This window comes from Butyrivibrio sp. NC2007, assembly GCF_000421405.1.
In the GTDB taxonomy this organism is placed as follows: Bacteria; Bacillota; Clostridia; order Lachnospirales; family Lachnospiraceae; genus Butyrivibrio.
The window spans coordinates 1-18,068 of record NZ_ATWY01000026.1 but is presented as its reverse complement, the minus strand read 5'-3'; the positions used below and the strand labels follow the sequence as shown (position 1 = coordinate 18,068).

Here is an 18,068-nt window from a genome sequence, read left to right as displayed (position 1 = left end):
ATCACATAATTTTCGAAAATGCACTCCGGGGAATCAATGAGTCACCGGGGACGTTTCAGTTTGACTCATTTTGAGTCAAACTGAAACGTCCCCATTGACTCACATCTCCTGCTGTGGATCAAAATCCTCCGACGCAAGGTATCTGTATATCGCAGTCAAAAGAGCTCTACACTCCGGGTAATCAAGCAGGTTATGCAGTCCCATTGATGAAACAAATATCCTGCCCTTTTTGCATCTGTACTCCACAAGCATTCCCATGTTGCGAAGATACGCGTAGCAGTCCATAACAGTAACTATGCTCCGCACTCCCTCAGGCAGCAAAAGAGCTCTCTGCGAGCTTTGCACAAACCATTGATAGCCCGGGTAAAACTTTGTCGGGAAGTCCCTGAACAAAGGATGCTCATCATCTATCAGAAGCCCCATAGTTCCCTCCTGAGAACTGAAGGTTCCCACAGACCAAAAGTCCGTGGTAAAGGAACTCTTTACTGACTCAGGAAGCGCCTCTTTTGTGGAATCCGGCGCAAGGAAAACAATTCCGCCATCTTCCAAAATCTCATTTGCCTTATCATCCAAAGTCCTGCACTCGTAGACGCAGTCCGGTTTCTCAGGTTTCTGACTCTCCCTCGTGTAGACGTAAATCTTGTAAGAGTTATCGTATCCTGCAAAAGACACATCTAGAGTCAGTTCACTATTCCTCTTAGGCTCCGGGAGTTCCAACTTAATCTCAATTTCTCCGACTTCACTAAGTTCTCCCTGCCGGCAGTTTACCTTATCAAACTCTTTTGTCAAAAAAGCTTTCTCCCCATCTGACACTCTCACGAAGAGCTGTCCTGTAATATCTCCCTTGGAGTAATTAGCAAACTTCACCACCGCCGATAGCTTCTCACCATCAACATAGGTATACCTATCAAGTAACACCAAAGGAATAGCTTCTTTGAAGAAACTCCTAAACCTCTCAGGCGCAGCAAAACTGTAGGGCTTGGGCTTAAGATGAGAGTTCATCATCCCGACAAGAGCTGTACCCTGCCCCGGAAAATCCTGAAGCCCCAGCAGCGAAATTCCGCTGTAGCCTTCAGTCCTAAGAGCCGCTTCTACTTCCTCACGATAGCTAAGAAGTGACAGCTCTCCGCTAGCTTCTACTCTTCTTTCCCACTCATCAAGGAGCCCCTTTTCCTCAACTTTTTTCTTTATCAGTTCAAGATTCCGGGCTCTTGTAACTCCGCTAAAATCTTCAATTTCATGCAGCTCTGGCAAAACCTCGTACTGCCCCACTTCAAAGCTGAATACCGGCTTTTGATAATCCTTTCTGATCTCTTTCACCGTACCGGAATAATCATGCTTAGCATCAGGATAGTCGTTGTTAAGATACCCCTTCATACCGGCAAAAGTCGCCCTCATGGGCAAGTCCCTGTAACTAGCGGCAGTATAGAAATCACTCTCAGCATCTGCACCTTTCTCCCCATAAAACGCATTGGAAGAAAATGCAAATAGCCTGGTTTTATCCGCATCATGGCACCACTCTAGGAGTTTGTGCGCCACCTTCATTCCATCTTCTTTTGCCTGTAGCTCATTGCCGAAAGTCATCATCACAAACGACGGATGATTTGCGTAAACCTCAAGAATCTCCCTCAGCTCATTTTCATAATAAGTCGCTGACTTGTCGTCAGAGAAAGCATCCCTTGGATTCCAGTGTGAGAGCTCCGGCTGCATCAGAACTCCCAGCTCATCAGCCGCATAAAAAGCCGCCTCAGGAGGACAGTGGGAATGGAACCTGAGGCAGTTAACCCCATAGCCCATGTAGGTCCTGATTATCTCTTTCCAGGAAGAGACATCCATTGGCGCATGGCCGGTCTCGGGAAATACCGCACAGTTTGCCTCGGACCTGAGAAAAATCCTGCGCCCGTTCAGGCACAGATGCCCGTCTATGTCTTCAAATGCCCTGATACCAAAACCGGCCCTATACACATCATCTCCAAGACTTGCGCTCACATGCATAACATTTCCGCAAGCCTCGTCCCACAACAGTTCTTTCGTCACTTCAGCATCTACCCGGACTTCAAAAGAACTCTTCCCACAGCCACAGGAAACATCCTGCTCTTTATTTATTCCCAGCTCCTCAAACTCAAGTGCAATCTTCCCATCAAAGCCATCAAGGGAGTCCACAGTAACCTGCACGTCCAGCGTCCACTTGCCATCGCCCGCTTCCTTCCTCGGATAAACCCTGACACCCTCAATAAATGTCTTCTCTCTTACCTCTATCCCAAACTCCCCGATAATTCCGTTCCAGTTAGTCTGGGTCTCATCCGTGGCAGCCGAAGAATACACAATGTCATTCCTTGGAAGCCCCTCGTAGCCGTTATCCGACTCAAGCTCGATCAGCGCTCCCTCACCAAGCACATCCGTAACTTCAAACACATACGGTGTCGAAAGACTTCCCACCTTAGCCGGAATCTCTTTTCCATCCACAAAGAGCCTTAACACTCTCGCTCTCTCTGCTTGCAGAAACAGCCGCTTCCCGCCGGGCACATCATCTTCCCATCTCCGGGAAAAGACAGCCTTCCCCTCGTAGGTATGTTTTCTCGATAGCCTTGTCGCAATCACATCCGCCGACGTAAGCGCCTTATTCTCCACATAGTTCTCGTCCTGATGGAGCTTGCCCGTCAGCTTATCCTCATGTCCTATTTCATTTGTATCCAGCGTCCCCGGAAGAGACGCAGAATATGTGCCACCATCCAAAAGGCGCACATGCCACTCTCCGGCAAGACTTCTAAATTCTCTCATCACAGATCTCCGTCACTTACACAGCCCCAGATACAGCGCTGCAAGCTGATGATTCTTATCAAGTAAAAGAGCTTTCTCAAACCACCCGGCAGCTCTTTTTCCGTCACCTATTCCCATATTTGCAAGTCCCATAAGATAGTAGCAGTGTACCTTATTCTTAACATCCATATCCGCATCAAACACTGACATATCCGGCATGGAAACTGCAAAATAATCCATTACAAATTTATCGTTTACGTGGTGCTCGCCAAAGTCCAAAAGCTTATAGAACCTGGCATTGGCAGCCATCTCATCACCTAGCTCTTTAAAGCCAAGGCCCTGGAACAGGATCATGTCCGCAGGCTGATCGTAGTAGTACATCATTCCCGCAGGCTCGGACTCACCGAGCGTTGATTTCTCAAAGCACTCTTTTGCCTTAGCCTCATCTCCAAGCGCCTTGTAACACTTGCCCAGAAGGTAATAAAGGTTGTTGTCCTTGGTTCCCTCAAGCCTTCCCTCGCCCAGATTCTCAGGGTAGGACAGTGCTTCTTCTATGAGCTTTGCAGCGCCTTTGGCATCTCCTTTATCAAGTGCATCCTTAGCCAGCATGAAAAGAGATATCTTAAACTGCGAGGTGATCTTGCCCTCTGCCCCTTCCCAGGTCTGGAAATCATGGCTCGTTATCTTCTGATGCGCATCATCATATCTGCCACAGATGTTAAGAAGAGTCACATACTCCGTATAGAGGTCGTCCCTTTCCTTAACAATCTCAAGGTTCTCCTCAAACTTTGAGAGTCTCTCTTTCGGCGCCACTCCCAGTCTTGCATAGAGCTGATCAAGCTCCAGGAACACTCTCGCATCACTCCTGTCAAGGTCAAATGCCCGCTCCATGCACTGCTTTGCTCCGTCTTTATCACCACACTTATTATAATACGCTATTGAGAGGTTTCTAAACACAGTCGGGAAGGTATCATCAAGCTCTTTTGACTTCTCCCAGAGCTTAACTGCCTTCTCATACCCCAGCTTGTCGTAGTACAGACAGCCAAGATAATAATAGGCCTTAGCGCCATCAGGATCCAGTTCTATGCACTTTTCCAGCACCTTAAGGTCCTCGAGCTTATTGGGGAAACAGTACCTGAAGTCAGCACATTCCGCATTCCCAAGCGCCTTCTTTGCTGCCTCGGCCTCACTCTGTTTATCAAGATAGAATGCCTTGTAATAGTACTTTAAAGGGCTCTCTGCCGAGCATGAATCCAGCACTTCCACCGCCGCATCATACATGCCATACTCCGCAAAGTCCCTTGCTGTCTGCAGGAAATTCTCTATGTCCCCGGTTATCTTCTCCTCGCCGTAGCCATCGCCAGTTTTTGTCAAAAGACATCTCGACACAAAGTCAAAGGCATCCACCCTGAGATTCTCTTCCAGGTACTCCCGCGCTTCATCATTTCTTCCAAGCGCCACCAAAAGCGCTGCCTTTAAACCTCTTGCCTTGATGTTTTCGCTGTTCTTTATAAGGCTCTTTTCTGCAAACGAAAGCGCCTCTTCATAGGATTTCCTCCTGCAGGCGATCACGGAGAGATAGTAGAAAGCCATCTCCTGCTGGGCACTGGTCCAGGTTGCCTTGTAGAAGGCATCATAGGCCTCATCAAATCTATCCTGATAAAAGAGGCTCAGCCCTAAGTCATAGTACGCCTCACTGTCATAGGGATTGGGATTTAGAAGAGTCAGCCTTTCTATCGCCTTTCTGAAGCATCCTTCTGCCTTTGCAAACTCTCCCCTTCTAAGAAGCAGCATTCCGTATGCGTTATTTATACGGATGTCTCCATCATCCCTCTTTAATCCCTCCAGATAGTAATCATCCGGAAGATAAGTAGCATGCCTGTACTGTTCGATGTGAAGTCCCGTCAGATACAGCTCCTCATTACTAAGGATATCCTTTGGCGCTTTCGCAGCCTTGGCAGGCTCAGCAAGCTTTGGGATTCCGCAGTCTTTTTCCTGATAAGAGACAAGCTCTTTTCCCTCATAGATCACTGCGATCCTGACCTTGTACTTATCAGCACCGGCCACGGGAATACTTCTCTCAAATACCTTCTCCGGAGATATATCCGCCTTCTCACTAAATATCTCTTTTCCATCGCTTGTTATGACTACCTGCGCGCCTGAAAGCTCTCCTGTAGCATAAACGCAGGCCTTTATTTCTTTGTCCGTAACCTCAAGATTTACCGCCGCATCAGTGCTGGCATTCTTGACGTATCCGGCCTTTTTGTAGGGCATGAAGTACTGCTTGAATTTCTTTTCCTCAAAGGGCATAAGCCACGCAAAGTCGGGCTGGTTGTCGCAGTACATGCCGGTCATCAGCTCAATGTACGGACCATCTTCATCCGTAAGGTTCCTGTCCCAGGCTTTTCCGAAATCACCGCATCCCCAGGTCCACTGCTTTTTGCCCGGCGATATGTGATGATCTGCCACATGCAAAAGACCTGCTTCCTTGCCATAGTCGTATCCACCCACGAAATCATAGTCGGAATGCTCTGCCATGTAGGAAGTCGGCACGGGTATGTTTTTATACCTTGAAATATCAACACCGGCGCTGTAGTCATGCTTGTAGTAGGTGCCGGTTGCAATTGGAAATCTTGAGACAGCTCTTTTACCATGGTCGTAGACCGAATGTACATCCGGCGGGAAAACAGACTGGGTGTTGTCATTAACGGAAACTGCAGGATTGGCCCACCAGAGGAACGTCTGAGGGAGCGGAGTTCTGTTGTAAAGCTGGCCCTCAATCTCGATGTATGCCTTGTCCGGATACAGGGTTATGGTCGTGATGACCCTTGTTCCGTACATCCTGTCTACATCACCCAGAAGAAGACTCTTGGAACCATCTGCATTATCGCATATCTTGTGCTCTACCTTCATGTAGGTGGTTGGTCTGTGATGCTGAGGCCAGTTAAACTCAATACCGCCGGAGATCCAGGGGCCTGTAAGTCCCACAAGCGCCGGCTTTATAACATGGTTATAATAGACAAAGTCATATCCGTTAGTCTTATCGAGAGCTCTCTGGATCCTGCCTCCGAGCTCAGGCATTACCATGATCTTTAAGTACTTGTTCTCCAAAAAGACAACGTTCCACTCCTTGTCCTTTTTCTGCCTGCTTATTTTTGAAGTTGCAGGGTATGGATAAATCTTGCCACTGCTGCCCTGATATACTCTCTTTTCGAGGAACATCGGATTTATGTCCGCTTCTCCGATCTCGTAGGTTGGAATCTTAAGCTTTTCTTCCCATATCTTTACTGTATCCATGTCATTCTCCCTTTGGTAAAACACTGTGATAGCTAATCTCTATCTTGAGCATAAGATAATCAAAGGGCTTTCTCAATTGATAAACTTGCTCTATAATATAAAGAAATTGCTATGCATTTTGGGAGGCTCATCATGTTCACAACTGAAGAAAAAATAGCGAGAGAATCTCAGTATTTTATATATACACCCACAGCTGCTGCGAAGGCTCTTTTCCTGTATCCGACTGTCATTGGAGGTTTTGAATATCTGCCGGGTTATTCTCTTGAAAGAAATCGCTATGACAGCTATCTAGTCATCCTGATAGAAAACGGAACTATGGAAATATTGCTGGACGGAAAATATGTTACGGCCGCCAAAGGTGATGCCATTTTGCTCAACTGCTACAATCACCATGCTTATAGAACAAGCACCGGATGCAGAACTCTCTGGCTCCACTTTGATGGAAAGCTTGCAGGAGGCTACTACGAATATCTGGTCAGAGAACGGGGCAATATCATAGCTCTTTCAAACTTTAAATCCGCCCGCTCCATTCTTTCAAATCTCATTAATGGTATGGAGAAGCACCTGTCTCTTAGCGAAGCCCAGATGAGCATTATGATAGGGAATCTGCTGCTGGAGTTATCAGTCAGCCCTTCTTCTAAAGATGCTGCAAATGAAGATGGAATAAAGAAAGTCACCACCTATCTCACAGAGAATTTCAGCAAGAAGATAACTCTTGAGGAAATGGCAGATATGGCAGGATTATCGCCCTACCACTTCAACAGGAAATACAAAAAAGAAACCGGCGTGACACCACACCAGTTTCTTTTATCGACGCGCATTTCTGCGGCCAAATATAATCTGTCCAATTCTAACATGACCATCTCGGAGATTGCCCTCTCCTGCGGCTTTATAGACGAGAGTGCCTTCTGCTACTGCTTTAAGAAAAGAGAAGGCATAACGCCGAACGAATACAGAAAGAACGCTATAGGGTCAGCCCTGCTTTCATAGCCGTCTTTCTCTCGTACATGGCTTTGTCGGCCTTTTTGAAAACATCTTCGGCGGTCACATCGTCATCATCGTCAAACATGGCATAGCCGATCGCCGCAGATACCTTTTCCCAAGGCATTAGAAGATTGTCCGCTGCAATCTTCGTAAGCCTGTCATTAAAGTCCTCCATACGCTTATCTATATTCTTGAAGTCCTTTTTCTTTAAGATGACCCCAAACTCATCGCCGCCGATCCTGAATACCCTTGAGCGCTTGAACACATCACAGATAATGGCGCTTAAGCTTTTGATGGCGATATTGCCGTTTTCGTGGCCATAAGTATCATTTATCTTCTTAAGATCATTAAGATCTATCATTGCAATTCCAAACTCGGTAAAGCCCTCACGAATATCTTTGTTGAGCCTTTTTATTTCATCTTCGTAGGCCAGTCTGTTCCAAATACCGGTGAGGGTATCCTTGACCGCCAATGCCTCCATGGTACTAGCTTTTTCCTCAGTAGCCTTAAGCGCCACCTTGGTATCCATTAAAGCGGTGATATTGGCATTCATGTCTGCCTCCATCTGCTTCATGGACAGAAGAAGGTCCGAAATCTCATCGTTGTTCCTGACAGACAGCTTCTCAAACTCATGGTGGATGATCTCACCGCTTTCTGAGCAGTAGTTTTTGGCCGTGTCCGACAGAAGCGCCACAGGGCCGAAAATATTCCTGTTTATATATATCAGGGAGAATACCAGAACCATCAAAGTAAAGAGGGCCATGGCAATACCTGTCATAAAAACATAATCCCTCTCGTTTGCCTTGATCTCATTCATAGAAATATCAACGCAAAGAAAAGCAACTACTTCATCATCGAGCATAACAGGCGTAGCTGCCGTAACAAGCCAGCCATACCTTTCCTCATTGGTTATGGTAGTGGGAATGGCACGTCCTGTTGAATCCGGCCAGAAGCCTTCCACAAATGAATCAACAACACCGGGAGGACATACATTTTCGTAAGCCGCATCTATTATGTATATGGCATGATCACCGGCTTTATTAAACTGCATGATATATATGCACTCGACATCAAATATTTCCTGATATACTCTGAGCTGCTTTCTTAGTTTTCCAAATACCGGAAGACTTTCTACGCCTTCAAAGTTTGACATGTACTTATTCCAGGCTTCTGACCCCCACTCAGTACTGGGTACAACTTCTCCGGCATCTTCATAAATGCCCATTACAATATCTGTAAGCTCTTTGACATCGCCTACGTCAAGGGTGCTCACAGCTGCTCTCGATATCCTCTCGGCATCATCGGTGTACTCTTCATCAACAATATCTCTTGCAATCCTGTTCATCAAAAGAACTGCCAAAAACCCAAGTAAAAGGCACACAGAAACAACGCCTATGGAAATTCTTACTTTAAGAGAGATAAATGGCTTTTTATCCATGCATGTTTACTCCAATACTAAGCTTTCAGCTTCTGTTTGTTCTCATACATTGCCCTGTCGGCACGGTCTAAGATCTCGGAAACAAGACTGTCTTTCTCCGGTTCGTACTCAGCAATGCCTGAAGCAAGAACCGCCCCGGTGCCACTTTCTTTGTTCTTAAGGACCTGGTTCCTTAGCTTATCCATAAGCTCCTGCTTCTTGTCGTAATCATCACCTCTAAGGAGCACTACAAATTCGTCTCCGCCGATCCTGAATACAGGGCTGTGCTTAAATATATTGCACAAGAGCTTTGCAGATTCCTTGATATATTCATCGCCCACAACATGCCCCTGAGTATCATTTATCTCTTTTAAGTTGTTTGCATCACATACAATGAGCGCAAACGGCAGATAGTCCATGCCGTTTTCAATATTGCTCTGCACTGATTCTTCAAGTTCTTTATATGCCGTCTTGTTCTTGGTACCGGTAAGTTCGTCGCGTCTTGCAAGCTCTTTTTCAGTTTTCAGAGCCTTCATATGCTGCTTTTCTTTTTTGATCTCATCATCAATATTCTCGACACCTATGATAAAGTGCGTTCCATCGCTGCTCTTACGTACAGTCATCCTGGTATACCGAGATCTTCCGTTCACCATAAGACGGTAATCGATACTGCGGACCTTATGGCTCTCCATAGCAGAGATCATATTGTCCTTATCCATGAATTCGATCAGCATGTCACGGTCCTGTTTATGAATGATCTGAGGAATATTGGACATAGATTCAGCATAGAAATCCTCTCCCGAATTGCTGATCTCCAATTGGCCATAGATATTGTTTGATTCGTAGCCCACATAGGACGAGGTTGCAATATCAACATAATAGATCTCATCATAGTTGGATGCCAGGCTCTCTGCGATCTGAGTAAATGTAATGGTCTTTTTCTGACTTTCCTTACGTTTCTTCTCAGCCCTTAGTTCATCCTCAATGTCTTTTTCGTAAAAGATAATGTGCTCCTTATCATTACCTGCGCGCATATAAGTAACGAGGAAGAATCTCGGCTCTTCCCCCACCATAAACCTGTATTTGCAGGAAAATGAACGTCTACCCTCAAGATTTGCAATCATAGTTTCTTTGGTAAAAGAGCTTTCAGCAGCCCCTTTATCCTCGTCAAAAGCATTTTGCTCAATGTTTGCCTTGAATGCAGTAAAGAAGTCTTTTCCGGATGAAGGCATGTTCATAAACTCTTTCTGTCTTCCGGCGTATTCAAGATATTCTCCGTTATTTACGTTGATATAATAGATGGCGATATAATCTTCAGCCATTACTGTTGCGATTTTATCCTGGATCTCTTTTTCCTGTTTCTCGCCCGCTTCCACATAAGAATGCACTACACAAGTTCCAATCAAAAGCCCAATGACATATAGAGGATAGAATGAAGCCAGAATCTGCAGGAACATAAAAACGCCAAATGCGACACTAGTATAAGCCACTGCCCTGTACCTGACGCTTTGGCGTCCTGAAGATTTCCATGAAACAATGAACATCCTGATAGCAATTCCCAAATAAAAGACAAGTAAAAAAATATATATGGTATGCCTTCCGGATTCCGGAATATACTCATGATCATCACTATAGGAAAAGATAAAATGATAAAACCGATTGAACATCAGACAGATCAGCCCGGCAATGAACGCAAACCACGCTGCGCCGGTCATAATCTCGGCCCTGATATCGTCACTTTCAAGATATGCAACGATGTAGCGCGTCCATGCCAGCATAGTAAGAAGCATAAAAATGAAATAAAAAACCGTGTTTATATAAATAATTGTAAACAGCTTGGGATTATTGTGATTCTCATAGAGAATACCCCAGGCTATCTCTACCAGATAATATAAGTTTATTGCATGCAAAAAATGACTGTAGCGCACTTTCACCTGCTGTTCTGCATCCTGTGCATCAGTCTTTGCAAATATCTTCATTATGGATTTTCGATTCAAGATCACATTTATTGTCAGCGCAAGCAATGCGACTGCTGAATAATACATCCCTTTTTATAATCCTCCTGAATATATTAATAATAACCGTAAAACCGTTAAATAAAAAGGGATTTTATAAATATTTAATGGTCCCTGGGGACGGGGGGTTAGGGACCATTTTTCACGCGTAAAAAAAGACCCGGTACAATGTACCGAGTCTTCTGTGATCTGCAATAGCAGATGATTATCTCTTTGAGAACTGAGGAGCTCTACGAGCCTTCTTGAGACCGTATTTCTTTCTCTCCTTCATACGAGGATCTCTTGTAAGGTATCCGGCCTTCTTAAGAACAGGTCTGTACTCATCTGAATCAGCCTGAAGAAGAGCTCTTGAAATGCCGTGTCTGATAGCACCGGCCTGGCCTGTTGTTCCGCCACCCTTAACAGTTACAACAACATCGAACTTGTCTGTTGTCTCTGTAGCTACGAGAGGCTGACGAACGATAACCTTAAGAGTCTCAAGACCAAAATACTCATCGATAGGTCTCTTGTTGATTGTTATATTTCCATTTCCGGATACAAGGTATACTCTAGCGATTGACTTTTTTCTTCTACCTGTTCCGTAGTAATTAGCTGACTTTGCCATTTTAGATTCTCCTTTCGACTACCCGATTAAAATGTTAATACTTCAGGCTTCTGAGCTGCGTGTGGGTGCTCAGCACCTGCATATACATGGAGCTTGCTGTACATATCTCTTCCAAGAGATCCCTTAGGAAGCATTCCCTTAACAGCGTGCTCAACAACTCTCTCAGGGTGTGTCTCAAGCATCTGACGAAGTGAGAACTCCTTGTGATGTCCAACATAATCTGTGTGGTGCCAATACATCTTCTGATCAAGCTTCTTACCTGATACTTTGATCTTATCAGCGTTGATTACGATTACGAAATCACCTGTGTCGATGTTTGGTGTGTAAATAGGCTTGTTCTTACCTCTAAGTACGTTTGCAACGTTAGAAGCAAGACGTCCAAGTGTCATATCAGTAGCATCAACTACATACCACTTTCTCTCTACTGTAGTTGCACTAGGCATAAATGTTTTCATTGTGTTTCCTCCATTACCAGATTAGAACAATTACTTAAAATTTGTTACTCCTCTGCGCAACCCTTCACCTGATTGTGCAGTATATGAACATATTGAGGCTTACCGGGACATCAATATGCCACTTAGCTTAAATGAGGACATAGTTATACTACGTCACACAGTAAGATATTATATGACTATTTGCCATTATTTGTCAACAATTATTTGAATCTTCCAAAGGTCCCGGGATTCCATCCAAGAACTTGTACTCCATCAGGAAAAGACCCTGAGGAGGAGCTGTAGGTCCTGCTGCCGATCTGTCTTTTGCATTAAGCATATCTGCTATATCCGAAGGCTTACCCTTGCCCCTTCCAATCTGCAGAAGTGTCCCGGCAATGATCCTCACCATGTTGTAGAGGAATCCGTTACCCGTCACCGATATGATGACCTCGTCGCCCTCTCGCCTTACCTTGACATCCTTAATGATGCGCACATGTGTAAGCGCCTGTGACTGAACATTGCAAAAGCTCGTAAAATCGTGCTCTCCCACCAGGTAACTCCCTGCTTCCTGCATCACCTCCACATCAAGAGGCATACTGAAATGATAGGTGTAATGTCTTTTCACCGGAATTTCAAACCGGGTGTTGAGAACGCGATACTCGTAGGTCTTCTCGGTATCGCAGTGCCTTGGATGAAAGTCTGCAGCAACATCTCTTGACTCCACCACTCGTATGTCGTCCGGAAGTATGTGATTTAGGGCAAAAGAGAATTTCTCTCCCGGAATGGAACTGGCAGTATCAAAAACTGCAATGTTCCCATAGGCGTGGACTCCTGCATCTGTTCTGCTGGCACCTATCACCTGTACTTCCTCGCCCGTAAGGCCGTGTATAGCACGGTTTAGCATCTCTTCAATTGTATTGTGAGTGCTGGTCTGAAGTGCCCAGCCATTGTAGGCTGTTCCGTCATAGGACACCACCAGCATGGCGCGTCTTTTTTCGCTCATCAGCTCTTTTTCCAAAGTTATCTAAAAAGGATTCTGCCAAAAACCAAGCAGCAGACTACATATCCAAAGATCACTGCAAGTGCGATGATATCAATCCTCTTATAAACAAGAGGCTTCATCTTGGTCCTGCCCTCTCCACCTCGATAGCACCTGGCTTCCATGGCCATTGCAAGGTCGTTGGCTCTTCTGAAGGCCGAAATAAACAGTGGTACCAGCAGCGGAACCAGGCTCTTTGCCCTGTTCATGATGGATCCGCTCTCGAAATCCGCTCCTCTTGCCATCTGCGCCTTCATGATCTTGTCCGTCTCCTCCATGAGAATCGGGATAAATCTGAGGGCAATAGACATCATCATTGAAATCTCGTGGACCGGAACCCTGATCTTCTTAAGAGGCTTGAGAAGGTCCTCAAGGCCGTCCGTAAGGTAGTTGGGCGTTGTTGTCAGCGTCATCAGCGACGATCCGGTGATGAGGAACACAAGCCTTACTCCCATCATGATCGCAAGCCTTATTCCCTCTTTCGTGATCTTAATCTTCCAAAAGCTCACCAGAGGCTCTCCCGGCGTCAAAAACAGGTTGAACACCATAGTTATGAGCAGCAGGAAAAAGATCGCTCTCATGCCCCTAAAAATGAATTTTGGAGGCACATTTGAAAGCTTTATGCACACGCACAAAAAAAGTGCCGCAATGACATATCCTATGAAATTTTTCACCAGAAACAGGGAAATAATAAAGGAGAAGGTTCCCACGATCTTAACTCTAGGGTCAAGGGAGTGGATCACCGATTCCGTCCTATAATATTGTCCCAGCGTAATATCTCTAAGCATTATTTACCAAGCGCCTTTAAAATCTCTTTTTTTGCTTCTTCCAGGGTTGTTATATCGGTACTTACATCAAAGCCCGCAGCCTTCAATTCCTGCATGCAGTAGGTCACCTGAGGCGCAGCAAGTCCGATCTCCTCTAGTTCTTTATAATGGGAAAAGACCTCTCTGGGCTCCGCGTCAAATGCAACCCTGCCCTTGTTCATTACGATGATCCTCTCAACGTAATCCGCAACATCCTCCATGCTGTGGCTCACAAGGATAATGGTGATGCCCATGGTCTTATGGAGGTCCGATATCAAGTTGAGTATATCTTCACGGCCCTTGGGATCAAGGCCTGCTGTAGGTTCATCAAGGATCAGAATCTGGGGTTTCATAGCCAGAACACCTGCGATGGCGACTCTTCTCTTTTGTCCTCCCGACAGATCAAAAGGGGACTGATAGAAATAATCATCATCAAAGCCCACCTGTTTTAAGGCCTCATAAGCCCTAAGCTCAACTTCCTTCTGGGGAAGTCCCAGGTTCTTGGGGCCAAAACACACATCCTTAAAGCAGTCTGATTCAAAGAGCTGATGCTCCGGATACTGGAAGACCAGCCCCACCTTGGCTCTTAGCTTTTTCTTGTCGTAGTCCTTGTCATTGATATCTTCATTGTTAAAGAAAACCTGACCGCTTGAAGGCTTAACAAGACCGTTCATATGCTGTATCAGCGTTGACTTACCTGACCCTGTGTGTCCGATAAGTCCGATGAACTGGCCATCCGGGATCTTCAGTGAAACATCAATAAGAGCTGCGCTGGCCATGGCAGTGTCTTCGTCATATATGTAATTGACATGATTTAGCATTATCGACATGCTTTTAAAGCCTCCACAAGCTCTTTTCTCGTAAGGATAGGATTAGGAAGTGGAACACCGCTCTTTCTAAGTTCATGCGCAAGGAGTGTAACCTGCGGAACGCCAAGTTTAAGCGCCTTAAGCTTGTCCACCTGAGCAAAGATCTCCCTCGGAGTTCCCTCCATGACAACCTTGCCCTTGTCCATGACAAAGACCTTGTCCGCATCCACAACCTCTTCCATGTAGTGAGTTATAAGAATAACTGTGATGCCCTCTACCTGGTTGAGTCCCCTGGCAGCTCTTATTACTTCCTTTCTGCCGTTGGGATCAAGCATGGCCGTGGGCTCATCCATGATAATGCACTTGGGGTGCATTGCGATGACGCCGGCTATGGATACTCTCTGCTTCTGACCACCTGACAGATGATTGGGTGATGACTTTCTGAACTTGTCCATACGGACAGCCTTTAAGCTCTCATCAACTCTCTCCCAGATTTCCTCAGTGGGAACACCCATGTTCTCAGGTCCAAAGCCGACATCCTCTTCAACAATCTGACCGATGATCTGGTTGTCCGGATTCTGGAATATCATTCCCGCTTCCTGTCTGACATCCCAAAGGTGCTCATCATCCTCAGTCAGCATTCCATCCACATAGACCTCGCCCTCTGTCGGGTAGAGCAGTGCATTGAAATGCTTGGCAAGCGTTGACTTTCCGGAGCCGTTGTGACCCAAAATGGCAATAAACTGCCCGGGCTCCACAGAAAGATTGACATCGTCAATGGCTCTTGTGATGCCCTCAACATTGCCTTCCTCGTCACGCCTTATATATTCAAATACAAGTTTATCTGTGCGAATCATCTTCTTCATAACAGTGCTAATTTTACTAGATTTCAGGGGATAATACAACTTTAAGCGCTTTTTGCATGATATAATTTTTATATGTGATTGCGATCACGGACTAAACGGAAAGGACCTGCGGTTTAATGAAAATGATCAGAAACACGTCAGCTTTTTATAATTCAGGCAGTTGCACCTTTATGTCTGACGTAATGGGCTTTATTGAAAGCAGCCTGATTCAGATGTCTGTCGGCAAAAAATTCATTCAAAAAACCTTACTTATCTCCGAGGAGATAATAGCAGACCTTCTAAAGCACGCTCCGGCCAATACCGATCTAAAGATCCAGGTCAGACAATTCTTTGGCGAAACCAGCGTGAACATGTCCATGAAGGGTGAGGAGTTTTCTCCCTATTCTGATGAAGATGACCTTAGCGAAGATGCCAGCGTCAGTGCCATCCGCGCCGTACTTCTGCGCTCCTTCGGTGAAAATTTCAAATACAGAAACAAAAACAATATTAACCATGTCAGGATAGTTGCCGGTCAGTCGGAGCAAAAGCTCAACAACTCCGCCATTTATGCACTTTTCCTTGGTCTGGCATTTGGATTTCTTGCGAAATTTCTTTTCCCTGAATCCGTTAACACTACGCTCTGCACCTACGTATTAGAGCCTATCAAGATCGTATTCATGCATGCCATAAGGATAATTATTGCTCCTGTGGTATTCTTCTCCATTGTCTCCTGCTTCTCACAGTTTACGAATCTCTCGGAAGTAGGCAAGATAGGCAGCCGTGTCATATCCATGTATCTTCTGACCACGGTCATCGCTGTTCTTTTGGGCATTGGTATCTTTCACCTGGTACAGCCCGGAGAATTCGGCTTTGCGCTGAGTTCAGGAATCACCACTCAGGCAGTAAGCGTGGACACTTCCGTGGATACATCCATAATGTCAACGCTTATGAATATAGTGCCTTCCAACTTCCTGTCTCCATTCCTTGAATCCGATACCCTTCAACTGATCTTCCTGGCTATGCTCTGCGGAATCTCTGTCGGAATGGTAGGCAAGTACTCTTCTATGTTAAAAGAGCTTTTTGACGCCCTTAACACACTGTTTTTGACCATAACAACTCTGATAACCAGATTTATTCCGCTTGCAGCTTTTGTTTCAATATCACTCCTTGTTATCAATCTTGGCGGAGATTCGCTTCTTTCAATACTCAGCGTCACACTGACGCATACAGGTGCCATCCTTTGCATGATGTGCATATATGGACTTCTGATCCTTGTTATCGGCAGGCTCAATCCTCTTAAATTTTTCAAAAACGACAAGGAGGGTATTTTTACCAGCCTAACTTTGTCTTCCAGCTCAGCAGCCATGCCGACAAACATGAGAATCTGCACCGAGAAGCTGGGCGTATCACCGAAGGTTGCCAATTTCTCTATCCCTCTCGGAGCAACCATTAACATGGATGGTGTATGTCTTTACCTGACCATAATCGGGCTGTTTTTGGCAAAAGCCTATGGCATCGTTGTTGACCTGCCTTCGCTTATTTCCCTCACATTCACCATCATAATGCTCTCTCTTGGAGCACCGGGCGTTCCCGGATGCGCATTCATCTGCCTTGGCGTTGTAGCGGAATCTCTTAATATTCCAATCGAAGCGCTGGGCCTTATCATAGCCATCAATCCTATTCTTGACATGGCCGATACAATGTCCAATACTACAGGAGACATGGCTACTGCGGTAATTGTCGCAAGTAACGAAGGTCTACTGGACCATGAAAAATATAACAGCTGAGGTAATCAAACAACATGACCATCAAGTACTTAAAAGAACTGGCACTTCTGGCAGGAGTTATCATCATTGCCGCCATTGGAGCAAGGTTTCTTGCTAGAGGCGAAACTCTTTCCGACTATGCAAAAAAGAATCCGGAAGCAGCTGCTGTTTCATCAACTATAGAAGAAGTTAAGGAGCCTGAGCCTGTAAAAGAGGCGGAATCTGTACCAGCAAAAGAGCCGGAAGTTATCGAAGAGGCGGAGCCTGAGCCTAAAATCGTCGAAGAGCCGGAGCCTGAACCCGAACCGGAACCTGAACCGTCACCCGAGAGGATCACCTACATGGATGGATTTTACTATGAGCCAATCACCAATGAAGTATTCAAGCGTATCTCAGGAATATCCTATCCAGTTGACTGCACGGTACCACTTGATGAGCTTAGGTATGTCGGCCTTATGTATGTAGATTTTAACGGAGAGACTCAGAAAGGCGAGCTGATATGTAATAAAGCTCTCGCCCAGGATATGGTAGAGATTTTCTACGAATTATATTCAAACAATTATCAATTGGAAAGTGTAAAGCTGGTGGATGAATACGGAGGAGATGACACAGCATCCATGCTGGCAAATAATACCTCCTGTTTCAACTACAGAGTGGTTGAAGGAACCACAAGACTTTCAAACCATGCTTACGGACGTGCGATAGACATAAATCCTTTCTACAACCCTTATATCACCTATAACAAGGATGGTACGACAAATGTATCACCTGCAGGTAGTGAAGCCTATGCAGACAGATCAGCTTCATTCCCGTACAAGATTGATGAAAACGATCTGGCTTATAAGCTCTTTAAGGAGCATGGCTTTAAATGGGGCGGAGACTGGAATAATTCGAAAGACTATCAGCATTTCGAGAAAAAATAAAAAGAAATAAAAAAGGGATGCGGCTATTGCCCAATGTCATTAAGATAAGATGACGGAATAAGATCTCTATATCAGAAATGGTATAGAGGTCTTTTTTTATTAAAAAATAGTTGACAGATGACTGAAAAAGTGCGGCCGCTTTCGCTACGAATTGTATTTAGAAGTAGCGAAAGCGGCCCTTGAAATTAAAGACAAATCTTTTTTCAAGGAGGCACTAAATGAACTATTCTAAAACTGTTAAAAACAAGCTGCTGTCAATTATTGATCAAATGGACCGAGTTCATTGGCTATTTACCCGGAACCCAAATACGGATTTTTGCCGCACTAAGAAATGGTCGTTTACAGATATAATGAGATTTATCTTAGCCA

Annotated in this window: 13 protein-coding genes; 3 read left to right on the top strand and 10 right to left on the bottom strand. The window is 45.2% G+C overall.

Annotated elements, in window-relative coordinates; all coding sequences use genetic code 11:
* Nucleotides 1–99: 99 nt before the first annotated feature.
* Nucleotides 100–2,781 (bottom strand): glycoside hydrolase family 2 TIM barrel-domain containing protein, encoded by a 2,682-nt coding sequence (locus tag G632_RS0116410; RefSeq protein ID WP_022770589.1) that lies wholly within the window; start codon nucleotides 2,779–2,781, stop codon nucleotides 100–102.
* A gap of 12 nt (nucleotides 2,782–2,793) precedes the next feature.
* Nucleotides 2,794–6,057, bottom strand: coding sequence for a tetratricopeptide repeat protein (locus tag G632_RS0116405; RefSeq protein ID WP_022770588.1), 3,264 nt, complete (start codon nucleotides 6,055–6,057; stop codon nucleotides 2,794–2,796).
* A 132-nt stretch (nucleotides 6,058–6,189) separates the two neighbouring features.
* On the opposite strand from G632_RS0116405, the gene G632_RS0116400 reads away from it, so the two are divergent.
* Nucleotides 6,190–7,047: an AraC family transcriptional regulator gene (locus tag G632_RS0116400; RefSeq protein WP_022770587.1), complete on the top strand. Its 858-nt coding sequence runs from the start codon at nucleotides 6,190–6,192 to the stop codon at nucleotides 7,045–7,047.
* On the opposite strand, the gene G632_RS0116395 is transcribed toward G632_RS0116400, so the two are convergent.
* The 8 genes from G632_RS0116395 to G632_RS0116360 all read right to left on the bottom strand — a co-directional run bounded on the left by G632_RS0116395 (nucleotide 7,022) and on the right by G632_RS0116360 (nucleotide 15,022).
* Entirely contained in the window at nucleotides 7,022–8,479 is a 1,458-nt protein-coding gene (locus G632_RS0116395; protein ID WP_022770586.1) for a GGDEF domain-containing protein, read from the bottom strand. The two genes, G632_RS0116400 and G632_RS0116395, sit on opposite strands and share 26 nt — an antisense overlap.
* A gap of 17 nt (nucleotides 8,480–8,496) precedes the next feature.
* Nucleotides 8,497–10,503, bottom strand: a complete 2,007-nt coding sequence (locus G632_RS0116390) for a GGDEF domain-containing protein (protein WP_022770585.1) — start codon at nucleotides 10,501–10,503, stop codon at nucleotides 8,497–8,499.
* Nucleotides 10,504–10,678: 175 nt separating this feature from the next.
* Entirely contained in the window at nucleotides 10,679–11,077 is a 399-nt protein-coding gene (gene rpsI / locus G632_RS0116385) for a 30S ribosomal protein S9 (RefSeq protein ID WP_022770583.1), read from the bottom strand.
* 26 nt (nucleotides 11,078–11,103) lie between these two features.
* Nucleotides 11,104–11,532, bottom strand: a complete 429-nt coding sequence (gene rplM, locus G632_RS0116380) for a 50S ribosomal protein L13 (protein WP_022764386.1) — start codon at nucleotides 11,530–11,532, stop codon at nucleotides 11,104–11,106.
* A 193-nt stretch (nucleotides 11,533–11,725) separates the two neighbouring features.
* Nucleotides 11,726–12,514: a tRNA pseudouridine(38-40) synthase TruA gene (gene truA / locus G632_RS0116375; protein ID WP_022770582.1), complete on the bottom strand. Its 789-nt coding sequence runs from the start codon at nucleotides 12,512–12,514 to the stop codon at nucleotides 11,726–11,728.
* A gap of 17 nt (nucleotides 12,515–12,531) precedes the next feature.
* On the bottom strand, nucleotides 12,532–13,338 hold the full coding sequence (locus tag G632_RS0116370; RefSeq protein ID WP_022770581.1) for an energy-coupling factor transporter transmembrane component T family protein: 807 nt from the start codon (nucleotides 13,336–13,338) through the stop codon (nucleotides 12,532–12,534).
* On the bottom strand, nucleotides 13,338–14,186 hold the full coding sequence (locus G632_RS0116365; RefSeq protein ID WP_022770579.1) for an energy-coupling factor transporter ATPase: 849 nt from the start codon (nucleotides 14,184–14,186) through the stop codon (nucleotides 13,338–13,340). The genes G632_RS0116370 and G632_RS0116365 overlap by 1 nt, the downstream gene beginning before the upstream one ends.
* Complete coding sequence (locus G632_RS0116360) at nucleotides 14,177–15,022, bottom strand: energy-coupling factor transporter ATPase (protein ID WP_022770578.1); 846 nt, start codon at nucleotides 15,020–15,022, stop codon at nucleotides 14,177–14,179. The genes G632_RS0116365 and G632_RS0116360 overlap by 10 nt, the downstream gene beginning before the upstream one ends.
* A 179-nt stretch (nucleotides 15,023–15,201) precedes the next feature.
* On the opposite strand from G632_RS0116360, the gene G632_RS0116355 reads away from it, so the two are divergent.
* On the top strand, nucleotides 15,202–16,797 hold the full coding sequence (locus G632_RS0116355) for a dicarboxylate/amino acid:cation symporter (protein WP_022770576.1): 1,596 nt from the start codon (nucleotides 15,202–15,204) through the stop codon (nucleotides 16,795–16,797).
* A gap of 14 nt (nucleotides 16,798–16,811) precedes the next feature.
* Complete coding sequence (locus tag G632_RS20500) at nucleotides 16,812–17,699, top strand: M15 family metallopeptidase (protein WP_022770575.1); 888 nt, start codon at nucleotides 16,812–16,814, stop codon at nucleotides 17,697–17,699.
* The last annotated feature ends 369 nt before the right edge of the window (nucleotides 17,700–18,068 follow it).